Source organism: Laedolimicola ammoniilytica, assembly GCF_025567165.1.
GTDB lineage: Bacteria > Bacillota > Clostridia > Lachnospirales > Lachnospiraceae > Laedolimicola > Laedolimicola ammoniilytica.
In genome coordinates this window covers 1-17,148 of the sequence record NZ_JAOQKC010000002.1, presented here as the reverse complement: position 1 = coordinate 17,148, position 17,148 = coordinate 1, and the positions used below count along the sequence as shown (strand labels likewise).

The 17,148-nt window shown below is 51.7% G+C and carries 18 protein-coding genes and 7 tRNA genes; 22 read left to right on the top strand and 3 right to left on the bottom strand.

Going from position 1 to position 17,148, the window contains the following annotated elements:
• Positions 1 to 18 precede the first annotated feature (18 nt).
• Entirely contained in the window at positions 19 to 510 is a 492-nt protein-coding gene (locus OCV63_RS01395; RefSeq protein ID WP_158361612.1) for a DUF1700 domain-containing protein, read from the top strand.
• 86 nt (positions 511 to 596) lie between these two features.
• Complete coding sequence (locus OCV63_RS01390) at positions 597 to 767, top strand: hypothetical protein (protein WP_262670582.1); 171 nt, start codon at positions 597 to 599, stop codon at positions 765 to 767.
• A 125-nt stretch (positions 768 to 892) separates the two neighbouring features.
• On the opposite strand, the gene OCV63_RS01385 is transcribed toward OCV63_RS01390, so the two are convergent.
• Positions 893 to 2,449 carry a helix-turn-helix domain-containing protein gene (locus OCV63_RS01385; RefSeq protein WP_158361610.1) on the bottom strand — a complete coding sequence of 519 codons (1,557 nt, stop codon included), beginning with the start codon at positions 2,447 to 2,449 and terminating at the stop codon, positions 893 to 895.
• A 189-nt stretch (positions 2,450 to 2,638) separates the two neighbouring features.
• On the opposite strand from OCV63_RS01385, the gene OCV63_RS01380 reads away from it, so the two are divergent.
• From OCV63_RS01380 to OCV63_RS01295, 18 genes are all read left to right on the top strand, one after another.
• Positions 2,639 to 4,216, top strand: coding sequence for a PTS transporter subunit EIIC (locus OCV63_RS01380; protein ID WP_158361608.1), 1,578 nt, complete (start codon positions 2,639 to 2,641; stop codon positions 4,214 to 4,216).
• Between the two features lie 6 nt (positions 4,217 to 4,222).
• Positions 4,223 to 5,608 carry a class-II fumarase/aspartase family protein gene (locus OCV63_RS01375; RefSeq protein WP_158361606.1) on the top strand — a complete coding sequence of 462 codons (1,386 nt, stop codon included), beginning with the start codon at positions 4,223 to 4,225 and terminating at the stop codon, positions 5,606 to 5,608.
• A complete protein-coding gene (locus OCV63_RS01370; RefSeq protein ID WP_158361605.1) occupies positions 5,589 to 6,056 on the top strand; it encodes a PTS sugar transporter subunit IIA in 468 nt (155 codons plus the stop codon). The genes OCV63_RS01375 and OCV63_RS01370 overlap by 20 nt, the downstream gene beginning before the upstream one ends.
• Positions 6,040 to 6,828, top strand: coding sequence for an HAD family hydrolase (locus tag OCV63_RS01365; protein WP_262670581.1), 789 nt, complete (start codon positions 6,040 to 6,042; stop codon positions 6,826 to 6,828). The genes OCV63_RS01370 and OCV63_RS01365 overlap by 17 nt, the downstream gene beginning before the upstream one ends.
• Positions 6,829 to 7,002: 174 nt before the next feature.
• Positions 7,003 to 7,308 (top strand): rhodanese-like domain-containing protein, encoded by a 306-nt coding sequence (locus OCV63_RS01360; RefSeq protein WP_158361601.1) that lies wholly within the window; start codon positions 7,003 to 7,005, stop codon positions 7,306 to 7,308.
• Positions 7,309 to 7,469: 161 nt separating this feature from the next.
• On the top strand, positions 7,470 to 8,627 hold the full coding sequence (locus tag OCV63_RS01355) for a THUMP domain-containing class I SAM-dependent RNA methyltransferase (RefSeq protein ID WP_158361599.1): 1,158 nt from the start codon (positions 7,470 to 7,472) through the stop codon (positions 8,625 to 8,627).
• The gene (locus OCV63_RS01350) at positions 8,624 to 9,991 is read left to right on the top strand and encodes a lectin like domain-containing protein (protein WP_158361597.1); all 1,368 of its coding nucleotides are present in this window, start codon (positions 8,624 to 8,626) and stop codon (positions 9,989 to 9,991) included. Before OCV63_RS01355 ends, OCV63_RS01350 begins: the two co-directional genes overlap by 4 nt.
• Positions 9,992 to 10,008: 17 nt before the next feature.
• Entirely contained in the window at positions 10,009 to 10,605 is a 597-nt protein-coding gene (locus OCV63_RS01345) for an XTP/dITP diphosphatase (RefSeq protein ID WP_158361594.1), read from the top strand.
• The gene (locus OCV63_RS01340; RefSeq protein WP_158361591.1) at positions 10,602 to 11,081 is read left to right on the top strand and encodes a metallophosphoesterase family protein; all 480 of its coding nucleotides are present in this window, start codon (positions 10,602 to 10,604) and stop codon (positions 11,079 to 11,081) included. Before OCV63_RS01345 ends, OCV63_RS01340 begins: the two co-directional genes overlap by 4 nt.
• Before the next feature lie 98 nt (positions 11,082 to 11,179).
• Positions 11,180 to 11,254, top strand: a tRNA-Pro gene (locus tag OCV63_RS01335).
• A 10-nt stretch (positions 11,255 to 11,264) separates the two neighbouring features.
• A tRNA-Gly gene (locus tag OCV63_RS01330) sits at positions 11,265 to 11,335 on the top strand.
• A gap of 150 nt (positions 11,336 to 11,485) precedes the next feature.
• Positions 11,486 to 11,559, top strand: a tRNA-Arg gene (locus OCV63_RS01325).
• A 47-nt stretch (positions 11,560 to 11,606) separates the two neighbouring features.
• Positions 11,607 to 11,680: transfer RNA gene (locus tag OCV63_RS01320), tRNA-His, on the top strand.
• A 20-nt stretch (positions 11,681 to 11,700) separates the two neighbouring features.
• Positions 11,701 to 11,772: transfer RNA gene (locus tag OCV63_RS01315), tRNA-Gln, on the top strand.
• Between the two features lie 38 nt (positions 11,773 to 11,810).
• Positions 11,811 to 11,883 (top strand) — tRNA-Lys (locus OCV63_RS01310).
• A gap of 78 nt (positions 11,884 to 11,961) precedes the next feature.
• Positions 11,962 to 12,042 (top strand) — tRNA-Leu (locus OCV63_RS01305).
• 129 nt (positions 12,043 to 12,171) lie between these two features.
• Entirely contained in the window at positions 12,172 to 13,578 is a 1,407-nt protein-coding gene (locus OCV63_RS01300) for an ABC transporter substrate-binding protein (RefSeq protein ID WP_158361589.1), read from the top strand.
• Position 13,579: 1 nt separating this feature from the next.
• On the top strand, positions 13,580 to 14,845 hold the full coding sequence (locus OCV63_RS01295; RefSeq protein WP_158361585.1) for a dihydroorotase: 1,266 nt from the start codon (positions 13,580 to 13,582) through the stop codon (positions 14,843 to 14,845).
• A gap of 129 nt (positions 14,846 to 14,974) precedes the next feature.
• Here OCV63_RS01295 and OCV63_RS01290 read toward each other — a convergent pair whose 3' ends face one another.
• On the bottom strand, positions 14,975 to 15,379 hold the full coding sequence (locus OCV63_RS01290; protein WP_158361582.1) for a helix-turn-helix domain-containing protein: 405 nt from the start codon (positions 15,377 to 15,379) through the stop codon (positions 14,975 to 14,977).
• Between the two features lie 150 nt (positions 15,380 to 15,529).
• Complete coding sequence (locus OCV63_RS01285; RefSeq protein ID WP_158361579.1) at positions 15,530 to 15,979, bottom strand: CYTH domain-containing protein; 450 nt, start codon at positions 15,977 to 15,979, stop codon at positions 15,530 to 15,532.
• 176 nt (positions 15,980 to 16,155) lie between these two features.
• Between OCV63_RS01285 and OCV63_RS01280 the strand changes: the two genes are divergently transcribed.
• Positions 16,156 to 16,707, top strand: a complete 552-nt coding sequence (locus OCV63_RS01280; RefSeq protein ID WP_158361576.1) for a DJ-1 family glyoxalase III — start codon at positions 16,156 to 16,158, stop codon at positions 16,705 to 16,707.
• Between the two features lie 113 nt (positions 16,708 to 16,820).
• Complete coding sequence (locus tag OCV63_RS01275) at positions 16,821 to 17,039, top strand: alpha/beta-type small acid-soluble spore protein (RefSeq protein ID WP_262670580.1); 219 nt, start codon at positions 16,821 to 16,823, stop codon at positions 17,037 to 17,039.
• The last annotated feature ends 109 nt before the right edge of the window (positions 17,040 to 17,148 follow it).

The following is a 17,148-nucleotide window of genomic DNA, read 5'->3' as shown; positions in this document are numbered from 1 at the left end:
AAAGGGCAGAGGTAACAGATGGACAGAAATGAATTTGTGAGCACACTGCGCGCGGCGCTGACCGGCGAAGTATCGCCGGCCGTGGTAGAGGATAATGTGCGTTATTACCAGAATTATATATCCCAGGAAATCGCTTCAGGGAAGAGCGAAAAGGAGGTTCTGGAGGAGCTTGGGGATCCGAGGCTGATCGCCAGAACCATCATCGATACCCAGGGAAACGACGGCTACGGAAGCGACCCGACCTATACGTACTATGAGGAAGAGCCGGAAGCTAAGAAGGGCTTCCATGCAGAGTTTAACGATGACGGCGGCATTGACATCAAGTATAAGCGGTTTAATTTCAATACCTGGTACGGCAAGCTGCTGGTGGCGGTGGTTATCATTCTGATTCTCGTTCTGATTGGTGCCATTGTGGGAGGCATCCTGTCCCTGGTGCTGCCGGTTTTGATTCCGATAGCGATTGTGCTGCTTCTGGTGCGGCTGATCATGATGATTTTCGGTGGCTGGTAAAAAACCAGAAACTGGAAAAATAATTTACGCCCCTTCTGCCATACTAGAAGTGTAAACGAAACACATTTCACAAGGAGGCAGAAACCATGGCAAACTACACCGACAATATGAACAACAGCGAGAGCAAAAGCTATACCGACATGAACAATGCCAAGAGCTCCGCAAAAAGCACCACCAGTAAAAACAGCGCAAAGTCCAAAAGCTCCGCCAAGAGCAGCAAGAACGCAAAGAGCGGGTCCGAGGACTGCAACTACTAAGTCCGACTACGAAACAATCGAATCGCCCGGCTCTGCTCCGCAGATCCGGGCGATTTTATGCGGAGCCAAAGTCAGAAACTCCCGGGGAAGAAAATTTTTCCCCGGGAGTTTCGTCCGTCTTATCCCTACTCTAAAAAGAAATCCGAATACCTCTCCAACAGATAATCCGTAGCTTTCCTCTCATCCATTCCCCGGATCTCCGCAAGAAACGCCCCGATCTTCAGCTTCCGTCTGGAGGTAGAAAATCCCAGATGATTCAACAATTCAAAATCCGCCTCCGTCAGATAAAAATGCAGTTTCACACAGGAATAGCCCAGCGAATCCAGCATCGTAGAGATACGATTCGAAAATACAATCAAAAAATCATAATCCAGCTTTTCCAGCAGATACAACTCATTGATATTGATCACATCCAGAAGCTCCACATCTACCCGGAACTTCATCCGTTCCATGAAAAAATCAATCTTTTCAATCGAAGAATTGGTCACGATCACCAGCTTCTTCCGATTGCGTCCGGCCAGCTTGTTGCGATTGGTAAACTTCCGGAAAATCAGGGTCAGAGAAGCAATCTGAAAATGACTCAGCCGGGTCTGATAAGTTTCCTCATAGTCAGAGATAGCGCTGCTTAGAATATCATAGAGCCGGTGATACTGCTCTTTTGTTTCCTCCAGCTTATTATCATAAAAAGAAAAATGATAGGTATTTCGTATCAGCGATTTATGGAGATACGCATATACCTCTTCATAAATAAAACGGTCGTCACAAATCCGGGTAATGATATTATTCTGGACTTTCCGTACCAGTTCCCTGGTGATGGCAAAAAGGTGCTCATTTACCGGAGGCATGACCCGTGTGCTGAAATCCAGGGAGGAAATCAGATGATTGACAAAGGTATTTTCCGCAGTGCGCTTCATAAGATGATAATCCTGTACTGGAACGGGCAGCTCCCGGGAAGTCTCCAGCGGATGCCCGAAATGCTGACGGAAATACGCGCAGGACAGATAAATATACAGGAACTTCACAGACGCATAGGAAATTCGAAAATGGCAGGTTTCAATAAGCTGCATTAACTGAGTTCGTACCGTCTGGATCTCTGCGTCAGCCTGAATCAGAAAATATTCAGCAATCATGGTCTGCAGCGGATGATTGGCCAGACGCCGGGTGAGTTGAAAATCCTGTCCAACCTCCAGATAGCGGGACAGAATACTGGTGACGCAGATACGAAAGGTCAGTTCATCTCCCACAATCCGAACGCCGGTTTTCGGAACCACTTCCGTGCCGAGATTCTGCGTTTTCAACCATTCCGACAGGGCGCGGCTATCTTTTTTCTTAGTCGAAGGGCTGAAATGAAGCGTCTCATATAAATGAGACATATTTAAAGCCGGATTAAAAAAGGCATAGATAACCATAATATCCAGACGCTCATTCTGGGAGGGCACATAATCCTCCAGGGTCAGAGATTGAATAAATGCCAGATATTCCGGATAGGTCATCTGAAAAACAGCCTGATTGTTGCTGATGAGAATCTGTTGTGCAGGCGCCAGATATTCATTGACCGCAGCGATGCTCCGCTTCACGGACGCAATACTTTTGCCTGAAAGCCGGCTGCATTTTTCCAGAGACAGCGTCTGCTTTTCCTGGATAAAAGCGCAGGTCTGTAAATCGTAAGAATGAATACTCATAGTTCATTTCCCCCGTATAGCCGTATTATAGCAGATCTTTCGGTTTAAGGGTCATATTTTGTAATTTTTTCAGGTCGAAAGGTGACCTTGAAGAGAAAACGCACAAGGGCTATAGTATAATTAATCTTTGGCCAAAGGATGCAGAAAAATAAGAGGATGAGTAATTGTTAAGAATTCAGGAGGGTTATGATGAGCAAGAAAAAAGCGGGAAGCTTTAAAGACGGAATCCAGACCTTTGGACGTTCACTGCTGCTTCCGATTGCACTTTTAGCACCGATTGGTATGGTTATGGGTATCTGCAGCGCTTTGGGGCAGAGCTACATGATTGAGAAATTTCCGATTCTGGACGCAGCCGTATTGAAACTGATTATCAGTGGAGCGAAGGATATTACCAGTATTATTTTCAACAATATTCCGATTCTGTTTGCCATGGGCGTAGCGCAGGGAATGGCAAAGAAAGAAAAGGGAATCGCTGTATTCGCATCTGTCGTCGGATATCTGACGCTGAATACGGTCATGAATGTATTCCTGAAAAATACGGGTACGCTGGCAGACGCCGACACCATGGCGCAGGTAGGCCAGGGTATGGTGCTGGGCGTACAGACACTGAAGACTGAGGCTCTGAGCGGATTGATTTCCGGTCTGGTGGCTGCCAAGGTAGCAGATAAGTTTTACAATCTGGAGTTGCCGCTGGCCTTCGCGTTCTTTGGAGGAAAGAAATCCATTCCGATTATTACGTTTGTATGTATGATCCCGATTGGCCTGGTGCTGCCGATTATATGGAACCTGTTAATCAGCTTCCTGATCAGCATTTCCTTTATCTTTACCACCAACTACATCGGAAGCGGTATTTACTATATGCTGCACAGGGCGCTGATTCCCTTCGGACTGCACCATGTACTGGCAGCGGTTGTCCGCTTTACAGAGGCAGGCGGAACTTATCTTATCAATGGTACAGAGTATGTAGGTATCCTTCCGGCAGTCAATGAGATTTTATTTAATCTGGGTCCGGACAGTCCCTACTGGGCAGAACTGATGCCGAAGCTGACCAGCTACCTGGGAGGTTCTCAGATGCTGACTACACTGTTCCGTATCCCGGCCATTGGTCTGGCGATGTACCATACTTCATACCTGAAGAACCGCAAGATGTGCAAGGGCGTCATCATGACCTGTGTACTGACTGCTTTCCTTGGAAATATTACAGAGCCGCTGGAGTTCTCATTCCTGTTCATTTCTCCGCAGCTTTTCGCGGTATACTGCGTACTGTGCGGTCTGATGACCATTCCTTATCAGTTCCTGCATATCAGCATCGGATACATCCGCGGAACAATCTTCGATTTTGGAATCTTCGGTCTGATGTATGAGAATACTCACTGGCTGAACCTGATTCTGCTTGGTATTGTAAACTTTGTAGTATTTTATTTCGTATTTAAATTCTTCATCAGAAAATGGAACCTGGAGACGCCGGGACGGGAATCCTTTGAGATTGAGGAGTCCGCAAGCACACTGCTGAAGGATAAGAACTGGCCGGAAATCGCCCGCATCGTAGTCGAGAATCTGGGCGGCCCGGAGAATATTGTACATGTGGAAAACTGTGTATCCCGACTTCGTATCGATTTGAAGGATCCGGAGCAGGTCAATCAGACAGGTCTTCGTGATTCCGGCTGCGCAGGTATCTTTTTCCCGTCCAAGAATCATATTCACGTGGTATTCGGACCGCATGTGGAATTTGTAAGAAATGCCGTTGATAAATTGCTGAAGGGATAAGAAAAAATGAGAGCATTATATGATTCAAAGAGCAAAGGAAATGACAGAGGAATCAAGAAGCTACTTACAAAGGAAGCAAAGATAGAATCCTGGCTCCTTGCGGAGGCTGCGCTGGCTGACGCGCAGGCAGAGGAAGGCTTTATTCCTCGCAGCGCAGCAGACAATATCATAGAAAATGCGAAACTGGAGCGAATCGATCTGGAAGAAATGGATCGCATTCAGGCAAAGGTAGGCCATGGCTTTGTACCATTTGTAAAGGTGCTGGTAAAGGCCTGCAGCGAGGAGGGTGGAAAATACGTCCATTACGGCGTGACCACCCAGAATATCCAGCAGACCGGGCAGCTCTATGTCACCTATAAAATCCATCGGATATTCCAGTCCTATGTGGCGGATATCCTGGAACACCTGGGCGATCTGGCTGAGGCTCATGCGGAGACGGTGATGCCGGGGCGTACCCATGGTCGTCATGCCATTCCGATTACCTACGGTTATAAAGTATCTGTCTGGATCAGCGAGCTCCTGAACGCACAGGAGCGCCTGCAGGAATGTGAAAAACGGGTATTCCAGGCCATGGCAGGAGGCGCGGTAGGCGCCTTCAACGCCACCGGCGAGACCGGCTGGCGGGTGCAGCAGCGCTTTGCCAAGAAGCTGGGTATGTACAGTATGCCGGTTCCCTCCCGCAATATCTTCAGTCACAAAGAAGAATACATCATGAACCTGGCGCTTTTATGTAACGCCCTTCACAAAATAGCGGAGGAAGTTTACTACACGGGACTGGAAGAATTCGGGGAGGTCAGCGAGGCTTTTCAGAAGGGTACAGTGGGAAGCTCCACCATGCCCCAGAAAATCAATCCGAAGCTGGCGAAGGGCATCATAGCCAACTCACAGAAGCTCTATTCCCTGGTATCCACCGGACTTTTTACCGGCGTCCGGATGTTTGAGGGAGATTCCAGCGCCTACATGCTGTATGACGGTATGCTGGAGGAAGCATTGGAACTGACGACAGAAGTCCTGATGCGCGCGGAGGAGCTGACCGCCACCCTGCATGTGAATAAAGAGCGCATGTATCAGAACGCCCTGTTAAATAAGGGTCTCGACAACAGTGAATGCGTCATGATGAAAATAGCGGAAAAGCTTGGCAAGGATCGCGCCCATGAGTTATTATATGATAAAGCGATGCTGGCAGAGCTGGACGGCAAAGATTACCTGACCGTACTGAAAGAAGATCCGGTATTATCCGACAACTTCACCGATCAGGAACTGGAAGAAATGATAAAACCTGAGAACTACACGGGACTGTCTGCCTTTCTGGCCCGCCGTATGGCAAAAGAAGCAAAAGAACGCGCCCAAAAGGCAAAGGAGAACCAGAAAAATGGGATTATTCAGCCGTAAGAAAAAAGAAGAATTTGTATCACCGATGACCGGAACTCTGCTCCCCATCGAGCAGTGTCCGGATCCGGTATTCGCCGGAAAAATCATGGGAGACGGCTTTGCGATCGAACTGACCGGAGCCGAGGTAACCGCGCCTGTGAGCGGAACCATTGCCACCGCATTTCCTACCGGACATGCATATGGCATCAACACCGATGACGGAAAAGAAATCCTGATACACATCGGCATGGACACCGTAGCGCTGAACGGACAGGGCTTTGACGTAAAAGTAAAGCAGGGAGATACCGTAAAACAGGGTGACCTGCTGGTAAAAGTAGACGTAGAGTATTTGAAAGCGCAGGGAAAATCCGTAGTCTCTCCGGTCATCTTCACAAGCGGAGAAAAAGTAGAGCTGCAGAAAACAGGCGCAGTTCAGAATGGAGAAAACGGCATTGTCAAAATCAGGTAAAATGCTGGCGTCCGACTTCGATCGGACCTTCTATGTAAACTGCGAAATTACAGAGGCCAACACCCGTGCAGTGGAAAACTGGCGGCAGCAGGGCAACCTGTTCGTCATAGCTACAGGACGGGAAGAAAGCATTCTCAGGGAAAAACTGGAAGAATGGGAAGCCGAGGCTGACTATTTGATCTGCAATAATGGCGCGCGTATCGTAAGCTGGGACGGCCGACTCCTGTATGAGAAAATAATGGATACGGTCGAGGTACTGCAGATAACCGATTATCTGCTGGAACAATATGGAATGCCGGTAGACGTCACCTGCAAAAGCTTCCGAAAACAGGTCATCACAGGAACCGACCCGGAGGAAGATCTCATCATGTACAACGGTATCCACGAGACCATCACACAGGAAGACTTCCGGAAAGCCTGTCGGGAAGTCCTGCAAGTCCATGTGCGTTTTTCTAATAATGAGGAAACTTGCAAAGCAGCCGAGGCCATCAACGCCCGCTACCCAGGCGCAGAGGCTTTTGTCAACGAAAACAACGCCGACATCGTAAGCCGGGGTCTGGGCAAAGCCGAAGGCATCGCTATCCTGGCCAAAGCCATCAGCTTCCAGGGTCAAATTGCCGCCATTGGCGACGCCCATAACGATCTGGGAATGCTCCGCCGCTATCAGGGCTGCACGCTGCAGGCTGCCAACCCGGCTATCCGGCAGGAAATCCCGATATCCCGTACATTTGCAGACGTAGCTGCCTGCCTGACCTATCTGTCCATAAATTAACGTGTCATCTGAATCGCCCGGCTCTGATCCGCAGAGCCGGGCGATTTTATGCGGAGCCAAAGTCAGAAACTCCCGGGGAAGAAAATTTTCCCCCGGGAGTTTCGTCCATTCTTCACAATCCCTTTGCCTTCCGCATATCTATAAAGTATACCCTTCTATCCAAAAGGTGATCCCATGAATTTTGGCACCATCTCCCCCAGGGAAATAGACAGTTACTTATTTAAACCCGACTATATCCTCATAGATATCCGCACGCCGCGGGACTTCCGCCGCCAGCACATCAAAGGCGCCGTCTGCATCCCCTATGAGGATCTGCAGGAGCGCGTCCGCCTGCTCCGCCACAAAACCCTGATCCTCTACTGCGAGCGCGGCAGCACCAGTATGAAAGCTGCCCGGGAGCTGGCCGAAGCAGGCTACCGGGTCTGGACCCTGGTGGGCGGCATCCAGTCCTACAAAGGCCGGAACCTGGAACATTATTAGAGATTCAGCCCCGGCATGGCGCAGAAAAATCATTGACAGCGGGGAAAGGGCATATTAAGATAAACTATAAGTGGATGACGGCAGGCGCAGGAGCAAACAATCAGAAGCGTCTGCCGTCAAACTAAATGCAAAAAAGTAAGAAAATGGAGAAATAAAGATAAATGGAAACATATGAATTCCTTGCCCCCTGCCACTTCGGCCTGGAGGCGGTATTGAAACGGGAAATACAGGACCTGGGGTATGACGTAAGCCTGGTCGAGGACGGCCGCGTCACCTTCATCGGCGACATGGACGCCCTGTGCCGCGCCAACATCTTCCTTCGGACCGCGGAGCGCGTCATGCTTCAGGTGGGACGCTTCAAGGCAGAGACCTTCGACGAGCTCTTCGAGGGCATCAAAGCCATTCCCTGGGAAAACTACATCCCGGCGGACGGCAAATTCTGGGTCACAAAAGCCACGTCCGTAAAAAGCAAGCTGTTCAGCCCGTCAGACATCCAGTCCATCGTCAAAAAAGCCATGGTGGAGCGCCTGAAGACCAGATACAAGATGGAATGGTTCAGCGAGGACGGAGCCTCCTACCCCATCCGCATCACCTTTTTAAAGGATGAGGCCGTGGTAGGCCTGGATACCTCCGGCGTCTCCTTACATAAGCGCGGTTATAGAAGACTAACCAGCAAAGCGCCCATCACCGAGACCCTGGCGGCAGCCCTGATTATGCTGACACCCTGGAAAGGCGACCGCATTCTTGTAGATCCGTTCTGCGGCTGCGGCACATTTCCCATCGAGGCGGCCATGATGGCGGCCAACATCGCCCCGGGCATGAACCGGGAATTCGTGGCTGAGGACTGGAAAAACATGATCCCGAGGAAGCTCTGGTATAACGCGGTGGAAGAAGCGAACGACCTCATCCAGGACGACATCGAAACCGACATCCAGGGCTACGATATCGACCCGGACATGGTAAAGGCGGCCCGGGAAAATGCAAGAGAAGCGGGCGTCGATCACCTGATTCATTTTCAGGCGCGGCCGGTCTCTGAGCTCCGCCATCCGAAAAAATACGGCTTTGTCATCACAAATCCGCCCTACGGCGAGCGCCTGGAAGAAAAAGAAGCCCTGCCGGCTCTGTACCGGGAGATTGGCGAGGCCTATAACCGTCTGGATGACTGGTCCATGTACCTGATCACCAGTTACGAGGACGCAGAGCGGTATCTGGGCTGTAAGGCGGCGAAGAACCGCAAGATCTATAATGGCATGTTAAAAACCTATTTCTATCAGTTTCCGGGACCCAAGCCGCCCCGGAGACCGCGGCAGGATGTATGAAAAAAGCAATCAGAAGACTGATAGCGCTGGCATTTGTGATATGCTGCGCCATGGTTGTGCTCGACATGGAGACAGAACCCACCGAAGCGCCTTCGGACGGCGCGGCCCTGGTGGAATCCATGCTGGAAAAAAAGGCAGGAAAGACTGCCGAGAGCCTGGTGATTCATCAGGAAAAGGAAGAAGCGGAGCTGCCTGCGCGCTATGATTACCGGGAGGAGAAACGTGAGGTCCCGGTCCGGGATCAGGGACAGCACGGCACCTGCTGGGCCTTCGCCAGCCTGACCGCGCTGGAGACAGCCCTGATGCCGGAGGAGCTTCTGGATTTCTCCAGAGACCATCTGAACTATCACAATCATTTTAAAATGGGTACCGAGGAGGGCGGCTCCTACATCATGTCGGTGGCTTATCTGACTTCCTGGGCAGGACCGGTGCTGGAGCAGGACGATCCCTACGGAGACGGCCGGTCCCCCGATGATCTGACGGCAGTCTGCCATGTGCAGGAGGTGCGGATGCCTGCGGCGAAAGACTACGAGGCCATCAAGCAGACCGTGTACCTGTACGGCGGCGTAGAGAGCTCCCTGTATATGGATTTTGACGATCCGACCCAGGATTCGGCCTACTACAGCCGGGAGTACAGCAGCTACGGCTACACCGGGGAAGAGGCGGCCAATCACGATGTGGTCATCATAGGCTGGGACGATGATTATCCGGCGGAGAATTTCACCCGGGCGGTGGCCGGAGACGGCGCATTCATCTGTCAGAACAGCTGGGGAGAAAGCTTCGGGGAGGACGGCATATTTTACGTGTCCTATTATGACACGAATATCGGAAATGACAATGTGGCTTACATCCGGGTGGACGGCCCGGACAATTACGACACCCTTTATCAGTCGGATCTGTGCGGCTGGTGCGGACAGATTGGCTACAATACAGAAAAGGCCAGCTTTGCCAATGTATACGAGGCCGCCGGAAATCAGGATTTGAAGGCCGTGGGCTTCTACGCTACGGGACCGGATACTGAGTACCGGATCAGCATTCAGCCCGAGTTTACCGGGGAAGAGTCCCTGGGAGAGGCGCAGATTCTCCAGTCAGGTTATCTGCAATATGCAGGTTATTACACCATAGATTTGAACGAAACAGTGGCTGTACAGGCGGGAGATCGGTTCGCGGTGATTGTGCAGATTACCACGCCGGGCAGCCAGTACCCCATTGCTGTGGAATATTCCTCCGATGAACTGAAGGAGGCCGTGGACTTAAGCGACGGCGAGGGCTACATCAGCGCCGACGGGTATCACTGGGAGCGTGTGGAGACGGAGCAGCAGAGTAACCTGTGCCTGAAGGTATATGCTTCGGGCAGGGACTGAGCAAAAGAGGAGAATATATGGAAAAATTAATATTTGCTACGGGAAATGAAGGAAAGATGAAAGAGATCCGCGAGATTCTGGGACGGCCCGGTCTCACGATCCTGTCCCAGAGGGAGGCCGGTATCGTGAGCGACGCAGAAGAAAACGGCACCACCTTTGAGGCTAACGCCCTGATTAAGGCCCGGGCTGTGGCGGCCCAGACGGATGCCCTGGTGCTGGCGGATGATTCCGGCCTGGAGATTGATTATCTGAACGGGGAGCCGGGCGTCTATTCCGCCCGCTATATGGGGGAGGACACCCCCTATACCATCAAAAATCAGAAGATTCTCGATCTGCTGGCAGGCGTGCCCGAAGATAAGCGCACGGCCCGTTTCGTGTGCGTGATTGCGGCGGTGCTGCCGGACGGACGGGAGTTCACCACAAAGGGTACCATCGAGGGTATCATCGGTTATGAATCCCGGGGCGAAGGCGGCTTCGGCTACGACCCGATTTTCTTTGTGCCGGAATTCCACTGCTCCACCGCGGAGCTGACCATGGAGCAGAAAAATGAGGTCAGTCACCGGGGCAAGGCACTGAGAGCCATGAAAGAAGTATTAAAAGAGGTAAACGCATGAAAGTACTGATTGTCAGCGATACACACGGAAAAGAAGGAAATCTGAAGGAAGCGATCCGCCGGGAGCAACCCATCGACATGCTGATCCACTGTGGCGACGTGGAGGGCGGCGAGGAGAAAATCCGGCAGATGGCCGGCTGTCCGGTTCATATGGTGGCGGGCAACAATGATTTCTTCTGCGATCTTCCACGGGAGAAGGAGTTCGAGATTGGAAAATACCGGGTGCTCCTGACTCACGGACATTATTATTATATTTCCATGGGAACCGAGATGCTGAAGGAAGAGGCGAAAGCCCGCAGCTTCGACATCGCCATGTTCGGCCATACCCATCGCCCTTATCTGGAACAGGATAAGGAAGTGACCGTGCTGAATCCGGGCAGCATGTCCTATCCCCGTCAGGAGGGCAGGAAGCCCAGCTATATGGTCATGGAGCTGGACGAAAAAGGGGACGCTCACTACACCATAAAATATATCTGAAAAAATCTTGAAAATAATTTGAAAAAAGTTGTTGACAATTTTACTTTTATCCAGTAGAATATATTTTGCGTCACGGGTGACGCGGTGGTGAACAGCTTCGGGGTGTGGCTCAGCTTGGCTAGAGCGCCTGGTTTGGGACCAGGAGGTCGCAGGTTCGAATCCTGTCACCCCGATGATACCTATGCGGGTGTAGTTCAATGGTAGAACACCAGCCTTCCAAGCTGGATACGTGGGTTCGATTCCCATCACCCGCTGACTGTGAGTACTTGGCGAGGTATTTTCGAGCCTAGTACGAACGTCCACCTGAACACTTAGCGAATTGGGAGCGCAGCGAGCAAATGAGCTTAGTGTTCAGTGTGTACTGTGAGTACTTGACTCACAGATAACACTTCTTCGAAGGGTTTGTGTTCGTAGCTCAGTTGGATAGAGCAACGGCCTTCTAAGCCGTGGGTCGGGGGTTCGAATCCCTTCGAGCACATTTGCAGATCGTCTGATTTGCATATGCCGTTACTTGGCAGTAATATGGTGGGTATAGCGCAGCTGGTTAGCGCGCCAGATTGTGGCTCTGGAGGCCAAGGGTTCGAATCCCTTTATCCACCCTTTTGCGAGAGCAAAATTTTGGGCTATCGCCAAGCGGTAAGGCACAGGACTTTGACTCCTGCATTCGCTGGTTCGAATCCAGTTAGCCCAGTTGGGCGGATGACGACCTTCCGCAGCTATTATGAATAAGGAGCATTAGCTCAGTCGGTAGAGCACTTGACTTTTAATCAAGTTGTCCCGGGTTCGAATCCCGGATGCTTCATGAGAGGATCGAAGATTTTGTGAATACAGGGTTTTCGGTCTTTTTGTTTAAACAAGTCCACGGAAGTGGACGACATTCGCGGATATGGCGGAATTGGCAGACGCGCCAGATTTAGGTTCTGGTGGTAACCCCGTGCAGGTTCAAGTCCTGTTATCCGCATAGAGAACGGCGCAGCTTTTCGATGCTGTGCCGTTTTTCGATCCCGGATTACCCCGGATTCACAGGTATTTCCTCTTGTTCCCACATGGTATCTGTGATATAGTGTATAAGATTAGGAGGTTTTAATGCATGATAAACTGGAAAAAAATGACAGCCCTCATGACGACAGGCATCCTGCTGGCCACAGCGGCAGGATGCCAGAGCAAAAACAGCTCCCAGGGCGCGGATATAGATATTGAAGATGTGATAGAAGACACGGAGGAGACGGCGGAGCCGGAGAAGAGCACAGAGGTTGTCTCCGATCTGGAAGCCCGAATTTCCTGGTGGACTTACCCGATTTTCGTGGAGGACGAGGAACAGGGAGATGGCAGCTACGAGCAGTCCCTGATTCAGAAATTTAACGAAAAATACCCCAATATCACAGTAGAAGTGAAATATCTGGACTACACCGATGGCCCGAAGCAGCTGGAGGAGCAGATTAAGGCCGAGGGCGGCGAGCTGCCCAATGTGCTGCTGGATGAGCCGGGACGTATCAGCACTTACGCGAAGGAGGGACTGCTCTCCGATTTGAGCGACCTGTTTACCGAGGATGTGATTGCGGATATGGTCAGCCCGGGAATTATAAGCGCCTGCCAGTCCGGAGACGCCTATGTAATGTACCCCTTAAGCGGATCCAATTACGTTATGGCTTTCAACCGCTCCATGCTGGAGGAAAGCGGAGCCATGGAACTGCTGAATCAGGAAGGGGCCCGCACCTGGACCACGGAAGCGTTTGAACAGGTGATTACGAAGCTTCATGACGCGGGCTTCAACGCGGGAATGCTCTACTGCTCCGGAATCGCCGGAGACTACGCGACTCGTTCCTTTATCACGAATCTTTACGACGGAAGCCTGATGAACGAAGATATGACTTCTTACACTGTGAACAGTGAGGCCGGTCAGAAGGCTCTGTCAAAAATTAAGAGCTGGATGGACGGCGGGCTGCTCCTGAACGGAACCGACTCTTCAGGAGCGGACGCAGTGTCCTCCTTCGTGGCGGGTAACAATTCCTACTGCCTGCTGTGGAGCCTGCCCCAGGCCATCAGCAATGCGGAGGCACTTCAGGAAAACGGCGTGGACGTAGTCGTGATGCCGTACCCCGCTGAGGACGGAACCCCCTCTCTGGAATACATGCTGAACGGCTTCTGTATATTCAAGACCGAGGACGAGCAGAAGGAGCAGGCCTCCCGCTATCTCATTGACTTCCTCTGCAACGACGAGAGCGTGGCACAGGAGAATGTGGTGCGAAGCGGCGCATTTCCGGTGCGGAGCTCCATGGGAGACGTGTATGGCGGAAATGAGGAGGCCAGTCTCTATGAAGCACTGATGCCGTACAGCGGCCCCTATTATCAGAAGGTAAACGGCTTTGAGGAAATGCGTGTCTACTGGTATCAGATGGAGACCGAGATCCTGGACGGAGAGTACAGCGTCAAGGAAGCGGCGAACAGCTTCGTAGAGTACGCAAACAAGACTCTGACACAGAAAAAGGAGCAGTAATATGACAGGAATTCGCGGAGGCAGAATCATCGATCCGGTAAGCGGCAGAGAATTTACCGGAGATCTGATCCTGGAAAATGGGACAATCAAAGCTGTGGGAGAAAAGCTTAATCTGGAAAGCTGCGAAGAGATTCTGGAAGCGGCAGGACTGGTGATTGCGCCGGGACTGGTGGATGTGCACGTCCATTTCCGCGATCCGGGACTTACTTATAAAGAAGACATTCTGACCGGCGCGCAGGCAGCGGCGGCAGGCGGTTTCACTACGGTCGTCTGCATGGCCAATACCAAACCGGTTATCGATAACGCTGAGACACTGACCTACGTGCTGGACAAAGGAAAAGAGACCGGCATTCATGTACTTTCCTGCGCCTGCGTTACCAAAGGCATGCAGGGAAAAGAGCTGGTGGATATGGACGGACTCCGTGTGGCAGGAGCGGCAGGCTTTACTGACGACGGGATTCCGATCCTGGACGAAGAAGTTCTGAAAGCGGCGCTCAGTAAGGCGGAAGAGCTGCAGGTTCCCGTAAGCCTTCATGAAGAGGATCCGAAGCTTATCGCCAACAACGGCATCAACCGCGGCCCGGTATCTGAGAAGCTGGGCATCGGCGGCTCCCCGGCGGAGGCCGAGATCACCATGGTGGAGCGGGACTGCCGTCTGGCCGAGGAGACGGGTGCAAGCGTGAACATCCAGCACATCAGCACGGCGGGAGCCGTGGAAGCAGTGCGGGCGTCCAAGAAACGAGGTTCCCATGTGACCGCCGAGGCAGCTCCCCATCATTTCACCCTGACGGATGAGGCTGTTCTGACCTATGGTACCCTGGCGAAAATGAATCCGCCCCTCCGGACGGAAAGAGACCGGCAGGCCGTCATCGAAGGACTGAAAGACGGCACCATCGACATGATTGCCACAGATCATGCGCCCCACAGCATCGATGAGAAGAGTAAGCCCCTGACCGAAGCCCCCAGCGGCATCATCGGCCTGGAGACCTCCCTGGCCCTTGGCATCACAGAACTTGTCAAACCGGGTCACCTGACGCTCCTGGAGCTGATGCGCAAAATGAGCCAGAATCCGGCCGCCCTCTATCACCTGCCCTATGCAGGCATCACCGAAGGCGCTCCCGCAGATCTGGTCATCTTCGACGCGGACGAGGAATGGAAGGTCGAAAGCTTCCGTTCCAAGGCAGTCAATTCTCCCTTTAAAGGATGGACACTGACCGGACGGGTGCATTACACGATTTGCGAGGGAAAGGTTGTATATAACCTGTAGAAAAACAGATGCGAAAAGAAAAACGCTGCCTGTGCAGATGATCTCCATCATCCACGCAAGCGGCGTTTTTTGAGTGCATAGAGATAGCAGAAAGCGGAGATCGTGAAGTCGCAAAATGCGATCGCAAACTCATTTCTGCTCCTTCGACAACAGATATTTCTGAAAACGGATATATTCCCGTACCTCCAGCTGTTTGTAGTCGGGGAAGTTCAAAAAATCCGTGATGGCCTTGGCGTTGGCACCGCTTAAGGGAATCAGGCTCTTATTGGGAACAGCCGCATAGTGCCGGGGATCCGCTCCGTCGGCAATGAGATCCGAGTGGGCTGACAGGTTCGTCAGCACCAGCTGATCCAGTGAAACATCATAGATATCAGCGAGCTTGCAGATCAGATTGATATCCGGGACGCGGTTTCCGCTCTCGTAGACGGTGTAGGTCTGCCTTGCAATATGAAGCTGTTCACTGATATATTTCTGCGAATATTTCCTGGCTTCGCGCAGACTGCGAAGATTATCAGCCAGATAAGATTCAGGCATCGCGCGTTCTCCTTCCGAAAAGATGGCATTATTATACCAGTTTACGGATTTTCATATGCACAATGTCACAAAATGCAGCACAAGCCCGAAAAAACAGCCATCAAACGATGACAAACATCGCAGCTTCCTGACGCCCTCAGAGGAGTCAAATCAGAGCTTTTTCTGACTGAGTGTGCTGTTATGATACTCCGACGACCAGGTAACCTCCTCCCCGAACCACTCCGGCGGCGTAAACGCGTTGGCCTGTTCCTCAGATGGAAACTCCACCTCAGCAAGCCACAGGCCTTCGAAAGGAGCGGCAAATACATCCAGCTCAATGGTGAGGCCCTCGGGGAGTGGAATCAGATACCGTTTCTTGGAGATAATATTACCGTCCGCTTTGGCCTTCAGATGTTCATAGCTCTCCGCCGTCAGAGGGAGATTATATTCCTCACGGCTCATAAGCCCTTTGGATTTGTAAGTAAGAATAAAAGAATCATCGCTGCGCCGCACCCGCACCACAGGCTCCGTACACAGATAGGCCTGCTCCAGCAATCTGCAGGGAAAAGAATCCAGGTTGACCGGCAGCTTCGGAATTAAAAATTTGCGTTCGATTTCCATGAAAAAACCTCCGTAGGCCCTTCTTTCAAACCCGTATGAAAAAGGTGAAAGGAAAGATCCTATTATTTATATTATAAAAGGACAGTAGCACATAGATATGGAAAATTCAACGGGAATTTGCTATAATAGGCGAAGAAAACAAAAGACTGTGACAGAAAACGGAAGGAGTCGGAAAAATGAAGAAAGTAAGTATATTTCTGGCAGAAGGATTCGAGGAAGTGGAGGCGCTGACGCCTGCCGATCTGCTGCGCCGGGTCGGAGCGGAAGTGACCCTGGTATCGATTGGCGATAAAAAGGAAGTAGCCGGAAGCCACGGCATCATCATTACCGCAGACCGCCTGTTTGTGGATACGGATTTCGCAGACGCAGATCTTCTGATTCTGCCCGGCGGCATGCCCGGCACCCTGAATCTGAAAGCCTGCGATCCGCTGTTGGAGCTTCTGAAAGAGCATAACGCCAGGGGCAGAAAACTGGCTGCCATCTGCGCCGCGCCCACAGTTCTGGGCCATGCCGGTCTCCTGGACGGCAAGCATGCCACCTGCTACCCCGGCTGCGAGGACGGCCTAACCGGAGCCATCTGTGAGACCACCCCGGTAGTCACCGACGGCACCATCACCACCAGCCGCGGCGTCGGCACCGCCATCCCCTTCGCCCTGAGCCTGATCGCCCAGCTCTACGGGCAGGAGAAGGCGGACGAGATCGCGAAGAGTATCGTGTACGAAGTGTAAGATGAAGAACAGGTTCCGGCACAGCCGTCTGCCGGAACCGTCCGTCTTATGAAAAAACTTCCAGAATATCCGCCGTCCCGCCGTGTCACACTATCATCATGGAGGTGATAATCATGACACAGCAGAATTCCGGTTCCAACCAGAACCAGATGGCGGTCCCCGAAGCCAAAGCAGCCATGAGCCGCTTCAAAGAAGAAGTAGCCAGCGAGCTGGGTGTCCCCTTAAAAGAGGGCTATAACGGCGACCTGACAAGCGCCCAGGCCGGATCCATCGGCGGCGAGATGGTTAAAAAGATGATCATGAAGCAGGAACAGCAGATGAGCGGCAGATAAAAGAAAAAAACAGCCCCCGGCAAAGCCGTGGTATGCTCCCCGTCAAGAGGACAATAAAAAATAATAAATTTTTGTATCGTCAGCCATGCTATGGCTGGCGATATTTTAT